The organism is Kitasatospora sp. NPDC056800, assembly GCF_042789775.1.
Classification (GTDB): Bacteria; Actinomycetota; Actinomycetes; order Streptomycetales; family Streptomycetaceae; genus Kitasatospora.
Window position 1 is genome coordinate 1 of record NZ_JBHUAL010000165.1, and the last position, 22293, is coordinate 22293.

At 74.4% G+C, this 22293-nt stretch carries 21 protein-coding genes; 6 read left to right on the plus strand and 15 right to left on the minus strand.

The genetic code is table 11. The features are described 5' to 3' along the window. Nucleotides 1-43 precede the first annotated feature (43 nt). Both ACFRQN_RS29475 and ACFRQN_RS29480 read right to left on the minus strand, forming a co-directional pair. Nucleotides 44-910: an RNA polymerase sigma-70 factor gene (locus ACFRQN_RS29475; RefSeq protein WP_117486913.1), complete on the minus strand. Its 867-nt coding sequence runs from the start codon at nt 908-910 to the stop codon at nt 44-46. Next, nucleotides 907-1515 (minus strand): carboxymuconolactone decarboxylase family protein, encoded by a 609-nt coding sequence (locus ACFRQN_RS29480; RefSeq protein ID WP_380743250.1) that lies wholly within the window; start codon nt 1513-1515, stop codon nt 907-909. The genes ACFRQN_RS29475 and ACFRQN_RS29480 overlap by 4 nt, the downstream gene beginning before the upstream one ends. A 249-nt stretch (nt 1516-1764) precedes the next feature. Here ACFRQN_RS29480 and ACFRQN_RS29485 point away from each other — a divergent pair, with 249 nt between their 5' ends. Further along, on the plus strand, nt 1765-2223 hold the full coding sequence (locus ACFRQN_RS29485) for a DinB family protein (protein WP_375877064.1): 459 nt from the start codon (nt 1765-1767) through the stop codon (nt 2221-2223). A gap of 21 nt (nt 2224-2244) precedes the next feature. Here ACFRQN_RS29485 and ACFRQN_RS29490 read toward each other — a convergent pair whose 3' ends face one another. Further along, entirely contained in the window at nt 2245-2748 is a 504-nt protein-coding gene (locus ACFRQN_RS29490; protein WP_049652015.1) for a hypothetical protein, read from the minus strand. Between the two features lie 220 nt (nt 2749-2968). Further along, nucleotides 2969-4618 carry a CehA/McbA family metallohydrolase gene (locus ACFRQN_RS29495; RefSeq protein ID WP_380743252.1) on the minus strand — a complete coding sequence of 550 codons (1650 nt, stop codon included), beginning with the start codon at nt 4616-4618 and terminating at the stop codon, nt 2969-2971. A 235-nt stretch (nt 4619-4853) separates the two neighbouring features. On the opposite strand from ACFRQN_RS29495, the gene ACFRQN_RS29500 reads away from it, so the two are divergent. Then, the gene (locus ACFRQN_RS29500; protein WP_380743254.1) at nt 4854-5804 is read left to right on the plus strand and encodes a polysaccharide deacetylase family protein; all 951 of its coding nucleotides are present in this window, start codon (nt 4854-4856) and stop codon (nt 5802-5804) included. A 54-nt stretch (nt 5805-5858) separates the two neighbouring features. Here ACFRQN_RS29500 and ACFRQN_RS29505 read toward each other — a convergent pair whose 3' ends face one another. From ACFRQN_RS29505 to ACFRQN_RS29550, 10 genes are all read right to left on the minus strand, one after another. After that, nucleotides 5859-6242, minus strand: coding sequence for a barstar family protein (locus ACFRQN_RS29505; RefSeq protein WP_380743256.1), 384 nt, complete (start codon nt 6240-6242; stop codon nt 5859-5861). Between the two features lie 86 nt (nt 6243-6328). Further along, nucleotides 6329-6982: a 4'-phosphopantetheinyl transferase gene (locus tag ACFRQN_RS29510; RefSeq protein ID WP_074005241.1), complete on the minus strand. Its 654-nt coding sequence runs from the start codon at nt 6980-6982 to the stop codon at nt 6329-6331. A gap of 163 nt (nt 6983-7145) precedes the next feature. Further along, nucleotides 7146-9548, minus strand: coding sequence for an arylsulfatase (locus ACFRQN_RS29515; protein ID WP_380743258.1), 2403 nt, complete (start codon nt 9546-9548; stop codon nt 7146-7148). A gap of 65 nt (nt 9549-9613) precedes the next feature. Further along, nucleotides 9614-11224: a dipeptide ABC transporter ATP-binding protein gene (locus ACFRQN_RS29520; RefSeq protein WP_380743260.1), complete on the minus strand. Its 1611-nt coding sequence runs from the start codon at nt 11222-11224 to the stop codon at nt 9614-9616. Beyond that, on the minus strand, nt 11221-12069 hold the full coding sequence (locus ACFRQN_RS29525; protein ID WP_380743262.1) for an ABC transporter permease: 849 nt from the start codon (nt 12067-12069) through the stop codon (nt 11221-11223). The genes ACFRQN_RS29520 and ACFRQN_RS29525 overlap by 4 nt, the downstream gene beginning before the upstream one ends. A gap of 4 nt (nt 12070-12073) precedes the next feature. Then, nucleotides 12074-13018, minus strand: a complete 945-nt coding sequence (locus ACFRQN_RS29530; protein WP_380743264.1) for an ABC transporter permease — start codon at nt 13016-13018, stop codon at nt 12074-12076. A 20-nt stretch (nt 13019-13038) separates the two neighbouring features. Next, nucleotides 13039-14625, minus strand: a complete 1587-nt coding sequence (locus ACFRQN_RS29535; RefSeq protein ID WP_380743266.1) for an ABC transporter substrate-binding protein — start codon at nt 14623-14625, stop codon at nt 13039-13041. A gap of 38 nt (nt 14626-14663) precedes the next feature. After that, complete coding sequence (locus ACFRQN_RS29540) at nt 14664-15902, minus strand: ROK family protein (protein ID WP_380743268.1); 1239 nt, start codon at nt 15900-15902, stop codon at nt 14664-14666. Between the two features lie 38 nt (nt 15903-15940). Beyond that, the gene (locus ACFRQN_RS29545; RefSeq protein ID WP_380743270.1) at nt 15941-16942 is read right to left on the minus strand and encodes a TauD/TfdA dioxygenase family protein; all 1002 of its coding nucleotides are present in this window, start codon (nt 16940-16942) and stop codon (nt 15941-15943) included. 554 nt (nt 16943-17496) lie between these two features. Continuing rightward, nucleotides 17497-17688: a hypothetical protein gene (locus ACFRQN_RS29550; protein WP_049656983.1), complete on the minus strand. Its 192-nt coding sequence runs from the start codon at nt 17686-17688 to the stop codon at nt 17497-17499. A 260-nt stretch (nt 17689-17948) separates the two neighbouring features. Here ACFRQN_RS29550 and ACFRQN_RS29555 point away from each other — a divergent pair, with 260 nt between their 5' ends. Further along, complete coding sequence (locus tag ACFRQN_RS29555) at nt 17949-18434, plus strand: cysteine/serine endopeptidase inhibitor (RefSeq protein WP_049656984.1); 486 nt, start codon at nt 17949-17951, stop codon at nt 18432-18434. A gap of 116 nt (nt 18435-18550) precedes the next feature. Here ACFRQN_RS29555 and ACFRQN_RS29560 read toward each other — a convergent pair whose 3' ends face one another. Continuing rightward, on the minus strand, nt 18551-19459 hold the full coding sequence (locus ACFRQN_RS29560) for a LysR family transcriptional regulator (protein WP_380743272.1): 909 nt from the start codon (nt 19457-19459) through the stop codon (nt 18551-18553). Nucleotides 19460-19585: 126 nt separating this feature from the next. Here ACFRQN_RS29560 and ACFRQN_RS29565 point away from each other — a divergent pair, with 126 nt between their 5' ends. From ACFRQN_RS29565 to ACFRQN_RS29575, 3 genes are all read left to right on the plus strand, one after another. Then, nucleotides 19586-20584 carry an FAD-dependent oxidoreductase gene (locus ACFRQN_RS29565; RefSeq protein ID WP_380743274.1) on the plus strand — a complete coding sequence of 333 codons (999 nt, stop codon included), beginning with the start codon at nt 19586-19588 and terminating at the stop codon, nt 20582-20584. A 227-nt stretch (nt 20585-20811) separates the two neighbouring features. Then, nucleotides 20812-21132, plus strand: a complete 321-nt coding sequence (locus tag ACFRQN_RS29570) for a hypothetical protein (RefSeq protein ID WP_117486900.1) — start codon at nt 20812-20814, stop codon at nt 21130-21132. 121 nt (nt 21133-21253) lie between these two features. Beyond that, nucleotides 21254-22183, plus strand: coding sequence for an aegerolysin family protein (locus ACFRQN_RS29575; protein WP_074005251.1), 930 nt, complete (start codon nt 21254-21256; stop codon nt 22181-22183). The last annotated feature ends 110 nt before the right edge of the window (nt 22184-22293 follow it).

The following is a 22293-nucleotide window of genomic DNA, read 5'->3' on the forward strand; positions in this document are numbered from 1 at the left end:
GCTCCGAGCGGGCTCGGAGCACCACCACGCGAACGGGGAGAGGCTACCGGGTGAGGTCGGCCGGTGTGTCGAGGCGGGTCAGTTTCCGCGGGTTGCGCACGATGTAGACCCGGGTGACCCGGCCGTTCTCCACCGCGAGGCTCACCACCGAGGGTTCGCCGCCGATGTCGATCCGGCCGGCCGGGGCGCCGTTGAGCCACACCGCGGTGGTGTCGAACGGGACCGGCAGCCGCCCGGTGCGCGCGAGCAGCGCGGCCACGGCCTCGGCCCCGTGCACGGGGGCCGGTACGGCGGCCGCGATCCCGCCGCCGTCGGCGATCAGGACGACGTCCGGTGCCAGCACCTCCATCAGGTCCTGCAGCCGCCCGGTGCGCAGGGTCGCCAGGAACCGTTCCACCACCCGTTGTTGCTCGGAGCGGCTGACCCGTACCCGGGGCCGGCGGGCCGCCACGTGCGCGCGGGCGCGCCGGGCGATCTGCCGGACGGTGGGCGGGGTCTTGCCGAGGGCCTCGGCGATCTCCTCGTAGGGCAGCTCGAAGACCTCGCGCAGCACGAACACGGCCCGCTCGGTCGGCCCGAGCGTCTCCAGCACGGTCAGCATCGCGAACGAGACGCTCTCCGCGAGTTCGACGTCCTCGGCGACGTCGGGGCTGGTGAGCAGCGGCTCCGGCAGCCACTCGCCGACGTACTGCTCGCGCCGGCGGGTGAGCGTCCGCAGCCGGTTGAGGCCCTGGCGGGTGACGATCCTGATGAGGTACGAGCGCGGGTCGTGCACCTGGGCGCGGTCGACCCCGGCCCACCGCAGCCAGGACTCCTGCAGTACGTCCTCGGCGTCGGCGGCGGAGCCGAGCAGCTCGTAGGCGACGGTGAAGAGCAGGCTGCGGTGGGCGACGAAGGGGTCCTCGGTCATGCCGGCTTCACTCCGGCCGGCACGTCAGCGGCGGTGTCGGCGTCGTCGGCGGTGACGGTGGGCCGGGCCAGCGGGATCCCGCAGGAGTCGGAGAAGCCCTGCGACCGGACGCCGTTCGCGGTGTTGTTCCTGGTGGCCATGTTGACGAAGGCGACGTAGGCGGTGAGTTCGACCATGGCCGCCGGGCCGAGCTCGCCCAGCAGGTGCTCGTACTGCTCGTCGGTGACGGCTGGCGGGGTCACGGTCATGGCCTCGGCGTACGCCATCACCTCGCGCTCCAGCGCCGTGAACACCTCCGCCGCCCGCCAGTTCGGCACCTGGCTCGCCTTGGCCGGGTCCAGGCCCTGGTTCCGGGCCTGGAAGTAGCCGACGTCCAGGCACCAGCCGCAGCCGACCTGGGCGGCCACCGCCATGTGCGCGAAGGACTTGAGGCCCTCGTCGAGCGCGTCCCACTCGGCGATCCCGCGGGAGAAGTCCAGGTTCGCGGTGGCGACGGCGGGGTTGTGCCAGACGGCCTCGACGGGTTCGAGGGTGGTCCCGAACGTCCTGATCATGTTCTCGCTCAGCTCGGCGGGCAGCTGGGCCTTCGGCAGTCGCAGTGCCATGGTGTCCTCCGGGTTCGGTGGTTCGGCGGGTTGCCGGACATGAAGACACCGGAGGGCGCCCGGATGTGACAGCGGATGGCGAAGCCGGGAAGCCAGCCAGCCAGGCGGGCGGCCGGGAGAAAAGGCGTTTCGGACCGGCCGGGCGGTTCGCTACAGTCCGCCGGGAGTCCGACCACCGCGAGGAGACCGACCACCGTGACCGTCCCCGACGACCGCCCCGCCCCGCCGCTGACCGGCGGCGAGCGCGAGATGCTGCGCGGCTTCCTCGACTTCCACCGGGCGACCCTGGCTCTGAAGTGCGAGGGCCTGACCGACGAGCAGCTGCGGCTGCGCTCCAGCCCGCCGTCCACGCTCAGCCTGCTCGGGCTGGTCCGGCACATGGCGGAGGTCGAGCGGGTCTGGTTCCGCCGGGTGATCGACGGTGAGGAGCTGCCGCTGGTCTGGTCCGAGGACGGCGACTACCAGGCCGCCTACGACCCCGCCGGTGCCACCCGCGCCGAGGCCTTCGCCGCGTGGCAGGCCGAGGTCGAGCACTCCCGCCGGATCGAGCTCGCCGCCGACTCCCTCGACGTCACCGGCTACCAGGCCCGGTGGGACGCCGAGGTGTCGCTGCGGCTGGTGATGCTCCACCTGATCCACGAGTACGCCCGGCACAACGGGCACGCGGACTTCCTGCGGGAGGCGATCGACGGCACGGTGGGCGCCTGAGCGCCGAGGGGAGCTACCGGGCTACCAGCCGAGCAGGTGGGTGCGCCGGGTGAGGGCGGTGAGGACGGAGCCGGTGGCGGCCTCGGGGGTGAGCGCCGCGGTGTCGAGGGTGTGGGCGGTGTGGACGGTGTCCTCGGGCGCCGGGCCGGGGTGGAGGACGACGTAGTGGAGGGCGGCGCCGGTGGCGCGGCTCTCGCGGCGGAAGGTGTCGAGGGCGGCCGGGGCGGCGGGGGCCTCCACCACGACCTGGTAGCCGCGGGTGGCGTAGGCGAAGGCGGCCTGGGCGGCGGCCGCGAGGGCGGTGGCGTTCTGGCGGCCGGCCTCGGGCAGGTGGGGCGGGAGCTGGCCGCTGCGTATGACCCGCAGGAAGTCGTCCGTCCGCAGGTGGACGCTCGGGTTCAGTTCCCGGGCGAGCAGCTCCGCGACCGGGCTGTTCCCGGCCCCGGCCGGGTCGACGAGGACGAGGACGCCCCCGGCGCCCCCGCCGCCCCCGAGCTCCGGCCCACCTACGGTCGTACGGTTCACAGCTGCTGATCCCTTCGCGGGCCGGGGACGGTCGGGTAGCCGGGGCGGGGCGGTCGGAGTGCGAAGGGGCTGGTCGGCCCATATCCGGACATCCGACCGCCTCGTCCCTACGACTGATGCGTTTCGGGGATCAACCTAGTCCAAACGGGTGGTCCGAGTCGTCCCCAGCCCGCTTCCTGGGCGGGTCGGAGTGGTCGGTCGGCGGGGCCGGCCGGGGTGGTCAGCCCGCTTCGGTGCGCAGCACGATCGGGTTGGTGAGCGCCGCCATCGGGCCCCAGGGCAGGTCCGGGCCCATCGAGTTGCCCCTGCCGGGGGTGCCGTCCGCCTTCGGGTGGCGCACCTCGGCCCGGACGTAGGCGGCGAGCGAGGCGGTGGTGCGCCAGATCACGGTGCCGGAGCCGTCGGCGGGCAGCGACTCCTGGTGCATCTGGCCCTCGTCGGTGAGCAGGCGGACCGTCCCGCCGGGCACGCCGGAGACGGTGAGCCGGACGTCCAGCGGGGCGTCGGCCGGGACGGTCAGCTCCTCGCCGATGCCCGCCCGGCGGCCGTGCCCGGTGACGGTGAGGTCCAGCGTGACGGCGGAGGACTCGGCCAGCCAGCTGCGCCCGGCGCGCAGCCCGTCGAGGATCGCGTCCCGGGTGAGGTCCTCGGCCAGGACGACGTTGTGCGGGGAGCCGATGGCCTGCGGCTCGCTGTGCGCGTCGCTGTTGCCCAGGGCGGGCAGCCAGGAGCGGCCCTCGCGCAGGGCGACGGCGAGCCGGCCGTCCCAGGTGTCCACCGCCGACTCGTCGTCGTACGTCCAGGGGCCGTTCCACACCTCGACGCCATCGGCCTGCTCGTAGCCGAACTTCCACTGGCAGGCGACGTACGGGCAGTACGGGTGCGCGGGCACCACCAGGCCGCCGGACCGGTGGACCTGGCGGACGAAGCGCGGGAACTCCTCGTCGCGGGAGCGGTAGCGCCAGTCGACGAACTGGCCGGGCTCCAGGCCGAGGGCCAGCCAGTGGCCGTTGCGGGTGGTGATCTCCTCGCCCGGCAGGATCAGCAGGTCGGGGCCGGCCAGCGGGCCCCAGGCGGCGTGCGAGGAGCTGGTGTTGTGGTCGGTGGAGACGATGAAGTCCAGGCCGGCCGCGCGGGCCCCGGCGGCCACCTCCTCGGGCTTGCGCCGCCCGTCGGAGTGGACGGTGTGCAGGTGGCAGTCGCCCCGGTACCAGGCGCGGCCGCGGCCGCGGGCCTGCTCCGCCGGGTAGTGCGGGGTGAACCGCGGCCCGGGGGCGCCGAAGCGGAGGGTGACCTCGACGTGGTACTCCAGGCCCTGTGGGGCGACCTGGTAGGGGCCGAGGACCACGTGCCAGGTGCCGGGGTTGACCGGGCCGGGGAGGTAGCCGGGGGTCGCGGCGGCGCGGGAGAGGCTGAACTCGGTGCGGAAGCCGCCGGACCAGCCGCGGAAGCCGGGGCCGCCGAGGTCGGTGCCGCGCTCGTCGAAGATGCCGATGTCGCAGGAGTTGCCGGGGGTGCCGGCCGGGACGGGCGGCTTGTCATAGCCGTAGGAGACGGCGATCTCGCGGACGCCCTCCGGGACCTCGACCGGGAGGTAGACGAAGTCGGGGGAGCCGGTGGGCAGGTGGCCGGTGAGGGTGAGGGTGCGGTCGGGGGGTGTGGCGCCGGGGGCGGCGGCGGGGCCGTCGGAGGGGGCGGCGTCCGCCCGGCCGGTGGCGGCGGCGAGGCCGAGCGCGGTGGCGGCGCCGGTGGCGAGGCCGGTGCGGAGCAGGTCGCGGCGGGCGGGCTGCGGAGTCGGCGGGTGGGTCGGCTGGTCGGCCGGTTGGTCGGCGGGTCGGTTCGGGCGCGGGGTGCTGGGCTCGGTCGGCATCGAGGTCTCCGGATCGGGGCGGGCGGGTCGCTCGCGGGCTTACCCGGGCGGGTGAACCGGGGGTGAGTCGTGGCCCACGGCGGCGGGGCGGGTCGGTGAAGAGGCGCCGGGCGGGGGCGGGGGCGAGTTGCGGGGAGTGACGAATGGTCGGTTCATTGTCATGTCATTGGTTTACATGCCATCGGGTTATATGAGGCATGGCGTGTGCGAGACATGGCGCGGATGGGAGACGGGCGTGTCGGTGAGTCGGCGGGCACTGCTCATGGGGGTGGCCGGAGGAGCGCTGGCGGGGTGCCGGAGCAGGGCGGCGGGCACCGGTCCGGCCTCGCCCCCGGCCTCGGCGCCACCATCCACCGAACCGTCCGCCGAACCGCTCGCGACGCCGTCCGGCGGGCCCACCGAGGCCGTCGCGCCGACACCCGCGCCGACACCCGCCCCGGAATCGACGCCCGCGCCGGACCCCGCGAAGCAGCCCCCGCACCCGGCGACCCGGGCCGAGGTGGTCGAGCGGTACGGCGCGCTGGCCCCGGCCGAGTGGGGGCTGGACGTGTCCGGGGTGATCACCGAGCTGCCGGAGGGCGAGAGCGCCATGGCGCTCACCTTCGACGCCTGCGGCGGCCCCGGCGGCAGCGGCTACGACGCCGACCTGATCGACGCCCTGCGGGCGCACGGGGTGCCGGCCACGCTCTTCCTGAACGCCCGCTGGATCGACGCCAACCCGGACGAGTTCGAGCAGCTCGCCGCCGACCCGCTGTTCGAGATCGGCAACCACGGCACCGTCCACCGTCCGCTCTCGGTGACCGGCCGCTCCGCCTACGGCATCGCCGGCACGCGCGGCGTCGGCGAGGTGTACGACGAGGTGGCGGGCAACGCCGAGAAGCTCACCGGGCTGCTCGGGCACCCGCCCCGGTTCTTCCGCTCCGGCACCGCGCACTACGACGACGTCGCCACCCGGGTGGTCGCCGACCTGGGCCAGCGGGTGGCCGGATTCACCGTCAACGGGGACGACGGGGCGACGCTCCGGTCCGCCGAGGTGCGGCGGGAGGTCGCCTCCGCCCCGCCCGGCGCGATCGTGATCGGGCACATGAACCGCCCAGGCGGCGGCACCGCCCCCGGGGTGGCGGCGGCGGTGCCGGGGCTGCTGGCGGCGGGGCGGCGCTTCGTCCGGCTCTCGGACGTGCTGTAGCGGGGCACACCCCCGCGACGGGGCCCAGGGGCGGTCAGGCGGGGTGAAGGGCGGTCAGGCCAGGCGCAGGCCGCCCGGGTGCTCCTCCTCGATGATCCGGACCAGCCAGTCGAAGACCGTCGGCCCCCTGCCCGCCCGGGCGGCGTCCAGCTGGGAGGTGATCCGCGCGCGGTTGGTCGGGTGGGCGCGCGCCAGCCGCAGCTCCAGCTGCCGGACCGTCTCCGGGTAGCCGAGGTTGCGGCGGGAGACCTCGTGGTGGCGCCACTCGATGACCCAGTCGCCGTCCTCGGGGGTGCCGTAGCCGCCGCGCAGGCAGTCGGCGAAGGCGTCGAGGTTGCGGCCGAAGTAGCCGTCCACGCCGATGGTCCGCCCGACCACGTCCCAGAAGTCCTCCAGGGTCTTGATCTCGTTGCCGTCGATCACATAGGTCACCGTCACGGGGTCGAGGATATGCCGCCCCGGTCGAGGGCCGGTCGGTGACGGTCCGGGGGCTGGCCGGTGACGGCCCGGGGCCTGGTCGCCGGTCAGGGGGCGACGGCGATCGCGGTGGCGAGCAGCCCGTCCCGGACCGCCCAGCGGCCGTCGAAGCCGTCGAGCCGGCGGCCGTTGACCACCGGGCCCGGGACGAGCAGCCGGGCGGTGAAGGTGCCGTCGGGGGAGAGGTCCAGCTCGGCCTCCTCGAAGTCCAGGAAGACCTGCGTCAGCGGGAACCAGGCCTTGTACACCGACTCCTTGGCGCTGAACAGGATGCGGTCCCACGGGACGTCCGGGTGCTCGGCGGCCAGCTTGGCGAGCCGCTGCTGCTCGACCGGCAGCGCGACGGCCTCCTGGACGCCCTCCGGCAGCGGCAGCGCGGGCTCGGCGTCGATGCCGACGGAGGCGAGGGTGCCGGCCCGGGCCACGGCCGCCGCGCGGAAGCCGTCGCAGTGGGTGAGGCTGCCGACCACGCCGTCCGGCCAGCTCGGCGCGCCGCGCAGGCCCGGGACGAGCGGGCGGTACGGGACGCCGAGCCGGGCGAGGGCGGCCCGGGCGCAGTGCCGGACGGTGGTGAACTCGCGGCGCCGCTTGTCGACGGCGCGGGCGACGGCGGGCTCCTCCTCGGGCTCCAGCCGGGCCTCCGGCGGGTCCTCGTAGGCCACCTCGGTCACCACGACGTCCGGCAGCAGGTCCCCGATCATCCGTTCCCCCCTCGGTCGGCCGCGCGGCCGGGCTGCCGCGCGGGACGAGGGTAACCCGGGTGGGGGGATCTTGGCGGGTGATCGGGGATCATGGCCGACCGGCCCGGCCCGACTGGCGCGGACCGGCCGGTCCGCGGCTGGTCCGGGGCCGGTTTGGGCCCGGCTACTCGAAGGCGGCCGCCGCCTCGCGCAGCGCCCGGGCCACCGTCTCCGGGTCGTACGGCGCGGGCTCGCCGGGCCGGTAGGTGACGGAGTGCAGGGCGCCGGTGTAGCGGAAGGAGCGGTGCCGCTCGTACAGCGGCCAGGAGACCGGGGACTTGCGGTCGATGCCGACGCTGATGCCCTGGAACGGGGCCATGCCGATCAGCTGGTGGACCGGGCCGAGCAGGGTGGGCTCCGCCCGGGCCGCGGCGCCGTCCCCGGTGCCGCGCACCGGCAGGCCGTCCACGAGCAGCCGGAACTCCCATCTGAGGTCGGCGACGGCGGTGGCCTCCAGGGTGATCAGCCGGGCGCCGGCCGGCAGCGGGCCTCCGTCGGCCTCCAGCAGGTCGCCGTACTGGTTGTAGGCGAGGCGCAGCCGGCCCTCCTCGACGTAGAGGCTGTAGCCGCCGCCCTGGTCGCCGTGCGAGACCAGGACGCCCTGGTCGCCCGGCCGGTAGCCGTCGAGCGCGGCCTCGACGGTGAAGGAGCGGAAGGCGATCAGCCGGGAGGAGCGGTAGCGCTCCAGTTCGGGGGTGCCGGCCAGCAGGGTGACGGGGCGGCGCAGCCGCTCGGCCTCGGGGCCGCGCAGGGCGAGGGCGCCGCTGCCGTCGGCGAGCGGGAAGACCCCGTCGCGCCAGGCGGCGGCCTCCCAGGCGGCGGACAACTCCTTGACGAGGTCGGGGTGTTCGGCGGCGAGGTCGTGGATCTCGGTGGGGTCGGTGCGCAGGTCGTACAGCGCCCATTCGCCGTCGTCGTACGGGGTGCCCGGGCGGTGCAGGGTGACCAGCTTCCAGCCGTCGCGGTAGTAGCTGCGGTTGCCGGTCATCTCGCAGTACTGCTCGTGGTGGGTACCGGGCGCGGCGCCGTCGCGCAGCACGGAGGTGAAGCCGGTGCCGTCGAGCTCCTGGACGGGGTGGCCCCGGCGCTCCGACGGCCGTTCCACGCCCGCGAGTTCGAGCAGGGTGGGCAGGATGTCGGTGACGTACTGGTACTGGGTGCGGACGCCGGTGTCGCCCTCGGCGCGGGGCAGGCCGGCCGGCCAGGAGAGCACGAAGGGGACGCGGACGCCGCCCGCGTAGGTCTGGCCCTTGTAGAGGCGGAAGGGGGTGTTGGAGGCCATGCCCCAGCCGCGCGGGTAGTGCACCAGGCTCCGAGGGCCGCCGATCAGGTCGATCTCGCGCCGGACGTCCGGGTTCCAGTCCGCCGGCAGGTCCGGGTGGTGGACGAAGCGGCTGAAGTAGCTGCGGGTGCCCTCGGCGCCGCCCTCGCCGGTGCCGCCGTTGTCGCTGGTGAACACGATGATGGTGTTGTCGAGTTCGCCGAGGGCGGCCAGGGTGTCGGTGAGCCGGCCGAGGTTCTGGTCGACGTTGTCGACCATCGCCGCGTACACCTCCATGTAGCGGGCGTACAACTTCTGCTGGACGTCGGTGAGTTCGTCCCACGGGCCGACCTCGTACCCGGCCTCGGAGTTGCGCTCGGGCAGCTCGGTGCCGGGCGGGAAGTGGCCGGCGGCCAGCTGGCGGGCGAAGCGGGTGCGGCGCAGCTCGTCCCAGCCGCCGTCGTAGCGGCCGCGGTGTCGGGCGAGGTCCTCGGGCTTGGCCTGGAGCGGGCCGTGCACGGCGTTGTGGGCGAGGTAGAGGAAGAACGGCTTGTCGGCGTCGTGGGCGCGCAGCGAGGTGACCATCTTGACGGCCTGGTCGGTGATGTCGTCGGTGTAGTAGTAGCCGTCGGGGAACTCGTCGATGTCCAGCGGGCTGTTGTCGCGGACGAGTTGGTGCGGGTGGAAGAGGCTGGTCAGGCCCTCCAGGACGCCGTAGTACTGGTCGAAGCCCTTCTGGAGCGGCCAGTTGGCGCGGTCGTCGGCGGCGTTGGAGGCGGAGTCCCGGGTGAGGTGCCACTTGCCGACCGCGTAGGTGGCGTAGCCGGCGTCGTGCAGCAGTTCGGCCAGGGTGGGGATGTCCCCGGCGACCTCCATGCCGTAGCCGGGGAAGCCCGGGTCGGCGTTGGCGACGAAGGAGTAGCCGACCCGGTGCGGGTTGAGGCCGGTGAGCAGGGCCGCCCGGGCGGGGGAGCAGAGCGGCATGGTGTGGTAGTTGGCGAGCCGGACGCCGGTGGCGGCGAGGCGGTCCAGGGTGGGGGTGGGGATCTCGGCGCCGAACGGGCCGATGTCGCTGTAGCCCATGTCGTCGATCAGCACGACGACGATGTTGGGCGCGCCCTCGCGCGGGCGGACCCGCCGCGGCCAGGCGGGGACGGACTCGGCGAAGGTGCGGCCGACGGTGCCGGGGAAGCCCGCGTACGGGTCGCGGCGGTGCGGGTCGGGCTGCGGCGTCGGCCGGAGGTGCGGGTCGGGCGGGGTGCTCATACGGTGCTCCGGGGGTGGCTCGGGCGGGCGGCGGCTCAGCGGGCGCCGGCTCAGTGGGCGGCGGCTCAGCGGCTGGCGGCCGGAGCGGGCTCCAGGCCCGGCACGGCGGCCAACAGCTCGGCGGTGTAGGGGTGTTCGGGCGCGGTGACGACCCGGTCGGCCGGGCCGGTCTCGACGATCCGGCCGCGGTGCATCACCGCGATCCGGTGGCTGACCCGGCGGACCACCGCCAGGTCGTGGGCGATGAACAGGACGGCCAGGCCGAGTTCGCGCTGGAGCCGGGCGAGCAGCTCGATCACCTGGGCCTGGACCGAGACGTCCAGCGCGGAGACCGGCTCGTCGCAGACCAGCACGCTCGGTTCGGGCGCCAGGGCCCGGGCGATGCCGATGCGTTGGCGCTGGCCGCCGGAGAAGGCGCGCGGGTGGCGGTCGGCCACGGCCGGGTCCAGCCCGACCTGCTCCAGCAGTTCGGCGACCCGGGCGGCGCGCTGCTCCCGGTCGCCGAGGCGGTGGGCGATCAGCGGTTCGGCGATGATCTGCCCGGCGGTCATCCGGGGGTTGAGCGAGGAGTACGGGTCCTGGAAGACGAGTTGGACCTCGCGGTGCGGCCCGTCGCGCCGTGCCCCGCGGCCGAGTTCCTCGCCGCGGAAGCGGATGCTGCCGCCGGACGGCGGGTGCGCCTGGGCCAGCGCCCGGGCCAGGGTGGACTTGCCGGAGCCGGACTCCCCGACCAGGCCCAGGGTCTCGCCGGGGTGCAGGTCGAGGTCGACGCCGTGCAGCGCGGTGACGGCGCGCCGCCGGGATCCGTACGTCTTGGTCAGGCCGCGGACGGTGAGCAGCGGCCGGGTGCCCGGGGTGCTGTTGGCGGCCGCCCGGGAGGGCTCCTCCAGGCGCGGTACGGCGGCCAACAGCTCCAGGGTGTACGGGTGTTCGGGCCGGGCGAGGACCTCGGCGGTGGCGCCGCTTTCGACCACCCGGCCGTGCCGCATGACCAGCAGCCGGCGGCAGGTCCGGGCGATCACCCCGAGGTCGTGGCTGATCACCACCAGGGCGGTGCCGGTCTCCCGGTTGATCCGGGTCAGCAGCCGCAGGATCTGCTGCTGGACGGTGGGGTCGAGGGCGGTGGTCGGCTCGTCGGCGACCAGCACCTCGGCGTCGTGGGCGAGTGCGAGGGCGATCATGATGCGCTGGCGCTGGCCGCCGGAGAACCGGTGCGGGTGGTCGCGCAGTCGGCCGGCGGCATCGGGGATGCCGACCAGGTCGAGCAACTCGGCGGCCCGGGCCCGCCGTTCGGCCTTCCGCCGGGTGCCGCCGTGGGCGCGCAGCGCCTCGTCCAGCTGGCGGCCGACGGTGAGCACGGGGTTGAGCGAGGACATCGGGTCCTGGAAGACCATGGCGATCCGCCGCCCGCGCAGGGCGCGCAGCGCGGTCTCGGGGAGGGCGGCGAGGTCCTGCCCGGCGAGGTGGACCGAGCCGGCGGTGATCCGGCCGCCGGGCGGCAGCATCCGCAGCAGCGCCAGCGCGGTGGTGGACTTGCCGGAGCCGGACTCGCCGACGATACCCAGGGTGTCGCCCGCTCCGAGGTCGAAGGAGACGCCGTCGACGGCCGTGGTGCCTTGGGGGTCGGAATCGCCGAAGCGTACGGTGAGGTCGGTGACGCGGAGCACGGTGGTCATCGGCGGATCCCCCGGTTCAGGGCCTCGGCGATCAGCGTGAAGCCGAGCACCAGCGCGGTGGTGGCGGCCAGCGGGGCGGCCGCGAAGGTCGGGTGGGTGGCCAGGTAGGCGACGGACTGGCTGAGGATGCTGCCCAGGGTGGGCTCCGGCGGGCGGACCCCGAGGCCGAGGAAGCTCATCGCGCCCTCGATGAACACGCCGAGCGAGAGTGCCACGGCGGTCTGCACGATCAGCGGGTCGACGGCGTTGGGCAGTACGTGCCGCAGCAGCACCCGGGCCCGGGAGGCGCCGCCGACCCGGGCCGCCAGGGCGTACTCGCGCTCCCGCTGGACGAGGATGCCGGCCCGCAACTGCCGTCCGTAGCCGGGGATCTCGGCCAGCGCGATGACGATCACCACCGGCCAGCGGCCCGGGCCGAGGACGGCGGTGACGGCCAGGGCGAGGATGAGCCCGGGGAAGGCGAGCAGCAGGTCGAAGGCGCGCTGGACGGCGAGGTCGGACCACCGGGAGGTGGCCGCGAGCAGGGCGGCGGAGCAGCCGAGCAGGGCGCCGACCGGGACGGCGGTGACGATCAGCGCGAGGTCGGTGCCGATGCCGTGCAGCACCCGGCTGTACAGGTCGCGGCCGAGGTCGTCGGTGCCGAAGGGGTGCGCGGCGCCGGGGCCGGCCAGGGCGAGCGTGCTCTGGGCGTTCGGGTCGGTGCCGGTGAGCAGCGGTGCGAGCAGCCCGGCCAGGGCGACGGCGCCGACCAGGACGAGGCCGGTCAGGCCGCGCGGGCTGAGCAGGGCGGCGCGGTAACGGCCGCGCGGTGCTGCGGACTTGAGGGGAAGGGCGGCGGTGGTCATCGGGTCACTCCCAGCGGATCCGGGGGTCGAGCCAGGTGTAGGCCAGGTCGGTGAGCAGTTGGACGGCCACGTAGACCGCGACCACGAGCAGCAGCAGGTCCTGCACCAGCGGGTAGTCCCGGCGCAGCACGCCCTGCTCGATCAGCTGGCCGAGGCCCGGCCAGGCGAAGATCCGCTCCACCAGGACGGCCCCGGCGACGAGGTGGCCGGTCTGGAGGCCGAGGACGGTGACGGCGGAGGGCAGCGCGTTGGGCAGGGCGTGCCGCCAGACGATCCGCCGCCGGGAGACGCCGAGCGCGGTCGCGGTGCGGACGTAGTCCTCGGCGAGGGCGCGTTCGATGCCGTCCTTGAGGTAGCGGGCCAGCACGGCGGCGCTGGGCAGGGCCAGGCAGAGGGCGGGCATCGCCAGGTACTGCACGGCCAGGTCCGGTTCGGCGAGCAGGGACTCGTGCCCGCCGGCCGGGAGCAGTTCGAAGGAGACGGCGAACAGCAGGACCAGCAGCACGCCGGTGACGAACGGCGGGACCGCCAGCACACCGGTGGTGACCGCCTGGACGGCGGCGGCGACCGGGCCGCGCCGGGTGGTGGTACCGACCACGCCCAGCGGCAGCGCGATCAGGACCACCAGCAGCAGGGCGCCGAGGGTGAGTTGGACGGTGGCGCCGAGGCCGTTGCCGATCAGGTCGGAGACCTGGCCGCCGATCGCGTAGCTCGGCCCGAGGTCGCCGCTCAGCAGGTGGCCGAGCCAGCTGGCGTACTGGCCGAACAGCGGCTGGTCGAGCCCGAGTCGACCGCGGATGGCGGCGACGGTGGCGGGGGAGGCGTCCGGCCCGGCGAGCGTGGTGGCCGGGTCGCCGGGGATCAGCCGGAGGATGAGGAAGACCAGGAAGGAGGCGAGGGCGAGGACGAGCAGTCCGCTGGGGAGGCGTTTCAGGAGGAAGGTGCGCATGGGGTTCCGGGCCGTCCTGCTCAGGCCGTGAGGTAGGCGTCGTCGAGGTTGAGGTAGCCGAACTTGTTGAGCGTGACGCCCCGGGCCCGGCGGCCCGCGACCTCGACCAGTCCGGCGATGGCGAGGTCGATCACGAACTCCTCGTCCAGCAGCACATCGGTGATCTGCTGGTGGAGCGCCCTGGCCTCGGGGCTGTCGCTGTCGCTGCGGTTCCAGGCGCGCTGCACCACGTCGGTGTAGGCGGGGGAGGCGAAGCGGGAGCTGTTCCTGGCCTCGTTGAAGGGGTAGGCGCTCACCGCGAGGGTCGCGGGCTGGAGTTGGGCGAAGCCGTGGCTGAGCGTCCACAGGGCGGGCATGGACTGGGAGATCAGCTGCTTCTGCATGGTCGGGGAGTCGGCGGGCTGGAGCACCGTCTCGATGCCGACCTGCCGGAGGTCGTACTGGAGGATCTGCGCGATGGCCGTCGGCCCGGCCTCGTTGGAGTGGGCGAAGGGCAGGGTGATGTGCTCGGCGCCCGCCTCCCGGAGCAGCGCCCGGGCCCGCTCCGGGTCGTGCCGGTAGTGGGTGGCGCCGGCCTCGGTGTAGGCCGGGGAGGACTTGGGCCAGGGCACCGAGGAGACGGTGCCGTAGCCGCCGAGGGCCTGCTGGACGAGCCGGTCGCGGTCGACCGCCCAGGCGATGGCCTGGCGGACGCGCTTGTCCCGGACGTGCTCGGCGGTGACGTCCACGCCGATGTAGTGGGCGCCGGAGCCGGTGTCGTACTGCCTGATCCGGAACCGCGGGTCGTCGACCAGGGTCGCGGCGTCCTTGCCGCGGACGTTGTAGGACAGGTGGGTCTGGCCGGTCCTGAGCGAGGACAGCAGCGACTCCGCCTGCGGGATGATCCGGATCTCCACGCCGTCGAGGTGGGGGCGGCCGGGGTTCCAGTACTGCTCGTTGCGGGCGAAGGAGAGCGAGGAGCCGGGCTTGCGCCCGGTGAGGGCGAACGGGCCGGTGCCGACCAGCCGGGTGCCGGTGACGGCGTCCTCGATGCTCTCCCGATCCGGGACGATCATGAATTCGAAGAGGTCGAAGAGGTTGCTCACCGGGTGGGCGAGCACCAGGGTCAGCTCGAAGTCGCCGTTCTTGCGGAAGTCGGTGACGGCGGCGGCGGTGGACCTCAACTGGGCGGAGCGGGCCGGGTTCTGGAGGTTCCGGACGGCGAAGACGACGTCGTCGGCGGTGAACGGGCGGCCGCTGTGGAACAGCACGTCCTCGCGCAGCCTGAGGGTCACGTTCAGGCCGTCCGGCGAGACCTCCCAGGCGGTGGCGAGCTCGGGCTGCGGCCGGAGCCGGTCGTCGTACCGGGTGAGGGTGTTGAAGGCGAGGCGCTGGACGAGGGTGTTGGCGCTCACGGCGAAGAGCAGGCTCGGGGTGATGTCGATGCCGGTCGCGACGGTCAGCACGCCGCCCCGGCGCGGGGAGTCGGCGTCCACGGCACCGGCCGCGTTCCGGGCGTGCTCGACGGCCGAGCGGCAGCCCGCGAGCGTCAGCAGTCCGGCGCCGGCGAGGCCCGCGCGCAGCAGGGTGCGGCGGCTCGGGGCTGGGGGACGGGGGAGCGCGGTCATGGCGGTCCTTCGGGGGCGGCTGCGGGTGATCGGGGCGGTTAGGGACGGTGGGTGGCGCGGGGTGCGGTGAGCGCGTGGACCGGCCGGGCGTACAGCTCGCCGAGCACCGGCGCTCCGGCGGCCACGGCGAGCACGTCCCGGCCGCGCGGCTGGGCGATCAGCAGGCCGGCGTCCCGGTGCAGGTGCGAGCGGAGCGCGAACTCGGCCCGGACGACGTCGAGATGGGCCGGGTCGAGGAGGGCGAAGGTCTCGGTCAGCACCACCAGGTCGGGGTTGACCACGTCGGCGAGCAGGGCGAGCGCGCGGCCGACGATCCGGGCCCGGTTGCGGACCAGCCGGCCGGCCGTCGGGTCGCCGCGCCGGACGGCGGCGATCAGCTGGGCCCGGTCCGGCCCGGCGGTGACCCCCTCGGCGGCGGCCGCCGCGAACAGCGCGGTGTCCGAGGCGGCCACCGAGAGACAGCCGAGCCGCCCGCAGTGGCAGCGCTCCCGGCTGTCCGCGTCCGGGTCGGTGACCGTCCCGGAGACCGGGAGGTGGCCGAGGTCGCCGGTGGCCGAGGGCGGGCCCAGGTGGACGGTGCCCGCGACCGCCAGCGCCGCGTCCACCACGTGGCCGACGAACAGCTGCACCATGCTGCGGCGGGCGGCCGGGTGGCCGAAGAGGATCTCCGCCAGGGTGAGCGCCCGGGCGTGGTTGTCCACCTGGACGGGCAGTCCGGTGGCGGCCGTCAGCAGCTCGCGCAGCGGCAGGTCCCGCCACCGCAGCGGATCGTGCCGGACGACCACCCCGGCCGCCGGGTCGACGGAGCCGCCGGTGACGGCGCCGAGGCCGACCACCGTACGGTCGCCGCGCAGGGTGTCGATCAGCCGGGGCAGCCGGGCCAGCAGCGGGCGCAGCAGGTCCGGGCCGGTCCGGCCGCGGTGCGGGACCTCCTTGCGCCGTAGCACCCGGCCGCGCAGGTCGAGCAGCGCGACGGTGGTGAACGGCAGGCCGATGTGCAGCCCGGCCACGGCGAGGCGGTCCGGGTCGAGGTCGAGTGGCAGCTGGGGGCGGCCCAGGGTGCCGGTGCCGGCGGCCGCCAACTCGGGCCGCTCGTGCAGGAGTCCGAGCCGGACCAGGTCCACCGCCTGCCGGGAGACGGCCGAGGCGCTGAGCCCGGTGAGCGCGGCGACCCGGCTGCGGGCGATCGGCCCGTGGTCGAGCACCGTGCGCAGGACGGCGGAGGCGTTGGCGTCCCGGCGGTCGTCGCCGGCGCGCGGGGCGGTGGACGTGGTCATCGGCGCGGATCGTCTGCCGTGGTCCCTCGCGGCCCCGGTCAGTTGGCCGCTTCGAGCTCCTCGGCGGGCACCAGGCCCGGCACCCGCGGCGGGTCGGCGGGCTCCAGCAGCCGGCTCGGGGCGCCGTCCACGCCGACCGGCAGGTCGCCGTCCAGGGTGATCCGGCGCACCAGGCGCGGCTCGTCGCCGTAGTCGGCGACCGCGTAGTGCTGGGTGGCGCGGTTGTCCCAGATCGCCACGTCGCCGACCTGCCAGTCCCAGCGGACGGTGTTCTCCAACCGCTCCACGTAGCGCTGGAAGAGGTCGATCAGGGCCTTGCTGTCGTCGCCCGAGATGCCCTGGACGCGCTGGGCGAAGGCGCCCAGCAGCAGGGTCCTCTCACCGGTCACCGGGTGGACCCGGACCACCGGGTGCTCGGTCCTGAAGGCGGTGGAGACGAACACGTCCCGGAACAGCCTGGCGACCTCGGCGTTGTCCGCCAGCTCGGGGCGCAGGGCGAGCCGGGCGGCGTAGTCGTAGTCGTTGGTGTGGACGGCGCGCAGGCTCTCGGCGAGCGTCTTCAGCGGGGCGGGCAGGTCCCGGTAGGCGGCCGCGGTGTTGGCCCAGACGGTGCTGCCGCCGGCCGGCGGGACCTCCAGGGAGCGCAGGATCGAGGCCTTGGGGTAGGACGGGACGAAGGTGACGTCGGTGTGCCAGTTGTTGGCGCGCACGCCCTTGGTCGCGTCCAGCTCGAAGATGTAGCGGCCGTCGGCGCTGGGCACGGTGGGGTGGCCGACCGGCTGCCCGAGCAGCCGGGCGAAGGCCTCCTGCCCGGCGTCGTCCAGGTGCTGCTGGCCGCGGAAGAAGAGCACCTTGTGCTCGTACAGGGCGGCCTCCAGGGCGGCGACGGTCCCGGCGGGGAGGTCGCCGCCGAGGCGTATGTCATGCACGAGCGCGCCGATCCGGCCGGCGACGGGAGTGAGGCGGAGCGCGGTCGGGGCGGTGGCGTCGGCGGTGGTCGGTTCGGCGGGGGAGGTGGGGGCGGTGGGGGCGGTGGTCATGGCGGGGCCCTTTCGGGACGGGTGTGGTGACGGCGAATGCGGCTACGCAGCGTGACGAATGGCGGGTGCGCGGAGCGGCGTCAGGCGGCGGTGGGCGTACGGCTCCGCACGGCGGGCAGCGGGCGTACGGGGGCGTGACGGTCCGCTTCGGCGGACGTCAGCGGGCGAGGGCGCCGCGACAACAGCGGCGCGGGCAGCGGCGGGGGACGGGGCGGACGACGGTGGCCATCGGCCCTCCTTCCTGGTCGCTGCGGATGGGCTCGGGCCTCATCGTGCTGAACCGCCCGGGCCCCTGTCAATCGTCATCTTGGCTGGTGGGAAAGGGCGTTGCCGCTTCGTTGCGGCGGCTTGCGGCCGCTTGCCGGGTGTTGCGGCGGATGACGGGGGGATGGCGGGCGCGCTGCGGGCGGGCGTTCGGGCTTGTGGCCCGGGGGCGGGGTTACTAATTTTCGGAGCGGAAGTAATCCGGGCCGGCGCGGGCGGTTCCCGCCTCGGGGCCGACGCCTGCCCGGATACCGGTGCGGCTGTGACGTTCGGTGACGGCGGTGCGGTCGTTACTGCCCGAGCAGCCGGGCGAAGTCCAGCCCGAGACTGGCGAGGACGGGCAGCGCGCCGAGGTCGGTCACGCCGGCGACCGGGATGCTGTAGCCCTGGTTCACCTCGCGCGGCGCGGCGCCGGCGGTGACGGGGGCGGTGGTCGGGAGCAGGACGCTGCCGAGGAGCAGGGCGACGAGCGAGGTGCGCATCTGAGGAGGCCTCCGGGGGCTCGGGTGACGGCCTGTCAACACCCTCCGTGGCAGGGCGGTCACGCATCTTCGCCCCTTCGGCCGCATTGGTAAAGATTCTTGCCTTGTGTTCATGCCAACATCGCGGAGGTCTGGACCACCTTGCGGTCAGGCGCATACGTTTCCTCCACAAAGGCGTTCGGTCGGTGAACTTCCGTACGAGTGTGCCGACTTCTGCCTGTCATGCTCATGACCTTCACCGCAACCGAAGGGAACGAACCATGCGTGCCATCGGCAAGAACCTCAGGATCCTCGCGGGCGCCCCGCTCGCCGCGGCCGCCCTGATCGCCCTCACGGCCGGCTCCGCCAGCGCGGCGATACCGATCAACCAGCCCATGACCGGCAAGGCCACCTACTACACCGACGCCGGCTACGGCGCCTGCGGCACCCAGATCAACGCCTCCACCCAGATGCTGGTCGCCGTCTCGCACACCTGGTGGACCACCGCCAACCCGAACAACGACCCGGTCTGCAAGGGCATCTCGGTCAAGGTGACCTACCAGGGCAAGACCGTCACCGTCCCGGTGAAGGACCAGTGTCCCTCCTGCGACTCCACCCACATCGACCTCAGCCAGCCCGCCTTCGCCAAGCTGGCCCCGTTGGACAAGGGCGTCATCACCGGCCTGAGCTGGCAGTTCGTCAAGACCGGGCTCAAGGGCGAGACCGTCGAGCTCTCCGCCCCGGTCACCGGCTCCACCATCGGCTGAGCCGGCCCCGACGCCGGCCCCCGACGGCCCTGCCCGCCCCCGCGGCATGACGGGGGCGGGCACGGTCTCTCCGCGTCCGGTCCTCCTCCCGCGTCCGGTCGTCCTCCCGCGTCCGGTCAGGCGCCCGCGGACCCCGTTAGCCGCGGGGCCATCGCCAGCAGCAGCTGGACAGCCGGGGGAGCCGTCCGCGGATCGTGGGCCAGCCCCAGGGTGACGGTCGGCACCGGGGCCGTCAGCCGGCGCAGGCAGACGCCGGGTATCCGGAACACCCGGGCCCGGCCCTCGGGGATGGGCGCGATGCCGTACCCCGCCGCCACCGCCAGCAGGAGCTGCTCGTCGTCCGGCTCCTCCCGCACGATCCGCGGCGACCGGCCCGGCCACAGCTGCCCGGTGATCAGCGCGTGCATCCCGGGCCCGTTCTGGCGCGGCCAGAGCACCACCGGCTCGTCCGCGATCCGGTGCCGGCCGATCCGGGCCCGGGTGCGGGCGAGCGGATGGCCGGCCGGCACGGCGAGCAGCAGCTCCTCCTCGGCGACGATCCGGCAGTCGAGCCCGGGGACGTCCAGCGGCGGCCGGACGAACGCCGCGTCCAGCCGCCCGGCGAGCAGCTCGGCGACGTTGTGCGAGGTCCAGCCGGTCTGCAGGGCGACGTCCAGCCGCGGGTAGCGGTTGCGGAACTCCGTCACCAGGGCGTCGCAGACCCCGCCCCGGGCGGAGCGGGTGTACGCCACCCGCAGCCGCCCCTCCCGCCCCTGGACCACCGCCGCGACCCGCTCCTCGGCCGCCGCCACCTCCCGCAGCACCCGCCGGGCCTCCTCGGCGACCGCGCGCCCGACCGGGGTCAGCGCGCAGCCCTTGGTGGTGCGCTCGACCAGCTCCACGCCCAGCTGCCGCTCCAGCGCCTTGACCTGCTGGCTCAGTGCCGGCTGCGCCACGTGCAGTCGGCGGGCGGCCCGGGTGAAGTTCAACTCCTCCGCCAGCACCGAGAAGTAGCGCATGCGCCGCAGATCCATCCGCAGATCCATCCGGCGATGATAAGGGCGGCTTATCGCTTCCGGACAGAACCGGTCTTGGACGGCTTCCGGCGCGAGCCGCTTTCCTGGTGAGGGCCGCCGGCACCCGGCGGGCGGCCTTCGAGGGAGGGGTTCGCGATGGACGGCACGACGGACGGTGCGACGGGCGGCACGGTGGACGGCGTGATGGACGTCGTCGTGGTCGGGAGCGGGATCATCGGGCTCACCACGGCGATACGCCTGCAGGAGAAGGGACTTCGGGTCGTCGTGGTGACGGCCGACGGGCTGCTGTCGACGACCTCGGCGGTGGCCGCCGCCGTCTGGTTCCCGGTCGCCACCGGCACCGGCGGCCGGGTGGCGGACTGGTCCGCGACGGCCTTCGCGGAGTTCGCCCGCCAGGCCGAGGAGGGCGTGCCCGGCGTCTCGATGCGCAGCACCCGCATGCTGGAGCACGAGCGGCAGTCGGCAGGCCAGCCCTGGTGGGGCGACGCCGTCCCCGACCTGCGCCGGCTGACGGCCGCCGAACGCGGAGCGGACTGCGCGGACGGCTGGTCGTTCACCGCGCCCGCCGTCGAGATGCCGCTCTACCTGCCCTGGCTGCTCGGCCGGTTCGTCGACAACGGCGGCGGGATCGTCCACCGCCGCCTCGACACCCTCGACCAGGCCCGCGCCTGGGCGCCCGTGGTCGTCAACGCCACCGGGATCGGCGCCCGGCAGCTCTGCGACGACCCGGCCGTGCACCCGATCCGGGGCCAGCTCGTCCTCGTCCGCAACCCCGGCCTGCCCACCTCGACCCGGATCCAGGACGACCCGGCCGGCTACACGTACATCCACCCCCGCAGCACCGACGTCGTCCTCGGCGGCACCTTCGAGCCGGACGACTGGAACACCGTCGCCGATCCGGCCACCGCCGAGGCCATCCTCGCCCGCTGCACGGCCCGGATCCCCGCACTGCGCGAGGCCCGCGTCCTCGGCCACGTCGTCGGTCTGCGGCCCGCCCGCCACGGCGGTCCCCGCCTCGAGGCGGAGCCGGACGGCCGGACCGTCCACAACTACGGCCACGGGGGCGCCGGCGTCACGCTCAGCTGGGGCTGCGCCGACGCCGCGGCCGAACTGGCGGCCGCGGCGGTGAGTTGACCCCGTCGCGGGTGCGTACCGGCCCCCGAGCGCGCCGTCGCGGCGCCGCTCGGGGGCCTTCGGCCGGACGCCCACCGTGCCAAGTTCGCGGTTTTCCACGATGCCCGAGCGTGGCGGTCGGATGCCAATCTGTGACTGCCACCGCACCCCGCAGCCGGGTCGGGGCGGGACCGATCGGCCCCGGGTGACCGGCTGTTCACGTGGAACGCCCAGAAGGGACACTTGTCATGAACAGGCGAATCGGAGCGGCCTCGCTCAGCGCGGCTCTCGCGGCCGCGGTTCTCGTCGGCGGTACCGCCCAGGCCTACGCCGCCGCGGCCTCCCCCGCCCCGGCGCACGCCGCGCCGGCGCCCGTCGCGGCGCCCGCCGTCCAGGAAGGCGCGTCGGCGCAGGCGCTCGACATCTGGCACTGGGTCGGCCGGTACAACTCCCAGTTCGCCGCCGAGGCCGCGTACTGGGTGCTGTACGGCCTCGGGAGCGCCATCGCGATGAGGATCGAGAAGATCTGGGACAACGGCGTGGAGACCTGGGAGCTCTACATCCAGTGAGTCTCCACAGCCAGTGAGTCACCCGGCGCCGGCACCCAGCCGCGGCGCCCCCCTCCGGACGGGACCAAGGCGAGCGTGACGCGTGTCCGCTCGTCCAGCCGAGAAGAGAGTTGGTAGACCCATGCAGCGTACGACCTCCATGACCGGTCTGGGCCGCACGGCCGCGGGCGCCCTCACCGCCGTGCTGATGGCGGCCGGAGCGGTCGCCCTCGCCCCGTCCGCGCAGGCCGCGGCCGGACAGGACGGGCCGCAGGCCTCGGCGGCGCAGCGCCCGGCCGCCGAGAGCGCGGCGGCGAACGTGCCGCTGGTCGCCGCGGACCGTTCCACGAAGGTCACGCTCTCCAACGGCAGCGGGTCCGGCCTGACCAAGACGTGGGACAAGCTCGACCACGGCTGCTGGACGAACGACATGCTGCCGTCCGATTACATCCCCAACACGAAGTCCTCCAGCTGGCAGAGCGAGTCCTGCGGGTTCGCGACCGGGACCGAGGGCAACATCACCTACACGCTCGACAACGGCGGCGAGGTCAAGCTGCACTGGAACAACCCGTACTGGGGCAGCAACGACTACAGCTGCTCCGTTCCGGACGGGTACACCTGTTCCCGGAGCGGCGGCAGCGGGGACAACACCGCGGTCACCTTCAGCATCGGGCGCAGCCGGGCCAAGGCCGCCGCCGCGGAGATGCCCAGCCTGACCAGCGCCTCCCGGAGCACGAGCATCAACCTGACCAACAACTCGGGGAAGCTGCTCACCCGCTCCGGCGCGAGCCTGCAGTGGGGGATCTGGTCCGACAACATGATGCCGCCGTCGATGGTCCAGCCCGGTGTCACCGCGAAGTGGGCGAGCGAGTCCGAGGGCGTGATGACCGGCACCGAGGGTGAGGTCAGCTTCAACGTGGCCGGGGAGCAGAACCAGGTCAAGGTGCACTGGAACAACCCGTACTGGGGCAGCAACGGCTACAGCTGCGACGCGCCGGCCGGGTACAAGTGCACCTGGCAGGGCGGCAGCGGCGACAACGCCGCGGTCTCCTTCACCCTGTCGAAGTCCTGACGCCGAAGTCCTGACGCCGAGTCCTGACGCGGGATCCGGTGCCGAGGCCCTGATCGCGCCGGGCCGGGTCGAACCGGCCGCCCCCGCCCGGGTGCATCCGCACCCGGGCG

What these genes read in the sequence shown, in the direction of transcription:
- ACFRQN_RS29475 (WP_117486913.1), bottom strand. Translation starts at nt 910, where the DNA reads ATGACCGAGGACCCCTTCGTCGCCCACCGCAGCCTGCTCTTCACCGTC.
- ACFRQN_RS29480 (WP_380743250.1), bottom strand. Translation starts at nt 1,515, where the DNA reads ATGGCACTGCGACTGCCGAAGGCCCAGCTGCCCGCCGAGCTGAGCGAG.
- ACFRQN_RS29485 (WP_375877064.1), top strand. Translation starts at nt 1,765, where the DNA reads ATGCTGCGCGGCTTCCTCGACTTCCACCGGGCGACCCTGGCTCTGAAG.
- ACFRQN_RS29495 (WP_380743252.1), bottom strand. Translation starts at nt 4,618, where the DNA reads ATGCCGACCGAGCCCAGCACCCCGCGCCCGAACCGACCCGCCGACCAA.
- ACFRQN_RS29510 (WP_074005241.1), bottom strand. Translation starts at nt 6,982, where the DNA reads ATGATCGGGGACCTGCTGCCGGACGTCGTGGTGACCGAGGTGGCCTAC.
- ACFRQN_RS29515 (WP_380743258.1), bottom strand. Translation starts at nt 9,548, where the DNA reads ATGAGCACCCCGCCCGACCCGCACCTCCGGCCGACGCCGCAGCCCGAC.
- ACFRQN_RS29520 (WP_380743260.1), bottom strand. Translation starts at nt 11,224, where the DNA reads ATGACCACCGTGCTCCGCGTCACCGACCTCACCGTACGCTTCGGCGAT.
- ACFRQN_RS29525 (WP_380743262.1), bottom strand. Translation starts at nt 12,069, where the DNA reads ATGACCACCGCCGCCCTTCCCCTCAAGTCCGCAGCACCGCGCGGCCGT.
- ACFRQN_RS29530 (WP_380743264.1), bottom strand. Translation starts at nt 13,018, where the DNA reads ATGCGCACCTTCCTCCTGAAACGCCTCCCCAGCGGACTGCTCGTCCTC.
- ACFRQN_RS29535 (WP_380743266.1), bottom strand. Translation starts at nt 14,625, where the DNA reads ATGACCGCGCTCCCCCGTCCCCCAGCCCCGAGCCGCCGCACCCTGCTG.
- ACFRQN_RS29540 (WP_380743268.1), bottom strand. Translation starts at nt 15,902, where the DNA reads ATGACCACGTCCACCGCCCCGCGCGCCGGCGACGACCGCCGGGACGCC.
- ACFRQN_RS29545 (WP_380743270.1), bottom strand. Translation starts at nt 16,942, where the DNA reads ATGACCACCGCCCCCACCGCCCCCACCTCCCCCGCCGAACCGACCACC.
- ACFRQN_RS29550 (WP_049656983.1), bottom strand. Translation starts at nt 17,688, where the DNA reads ATGCGCACCTCGCTCGTCGCCCTGCTCCTCGGCAGCGTCCTGCTCCCG.
- ACFRQN_RS29555 (WP_049656984.1), top strand. Translation starts at nt 17,949, where the DNA reads ATGCGTGCCATCGGCAAGAACCTCAGGATCCTCGCGGGCGCCCCGCTC.
- ACFRQN_RS29560 (WP_380743272.1), bottom strand. Translation starts at nt 19,459, where the DNA reads ATGGATCTGCGGATGGATCTGCGGCGCATGCGCTACTTCTCGGTGCTG.
- ACFRQN_RS29565 (WP_380743274.1), top strand. Translation starts at nt 19,586, where the DNA reads ATGGACGGCACGACGGACGGTGCGACGGGCGGCACGGTGGACGGCGTG.
- ACFRQN_RS29570 (WP_117486900.1), top strand. Translation starts at nt 20,812, where the DNA reads ATGAACAGGCGAATCGGAGCGGCCTCGCTCAGCGCGGCTCTCGCGGCC.
- ACFRQN_RS29575 (WP_074005251.1), top strand. Translation starts at nt 21,254, where the DNA reads ATGCAGCGTACGACCTCCATGACCGGTCTGGGCCGCACGGCCGCGGGC.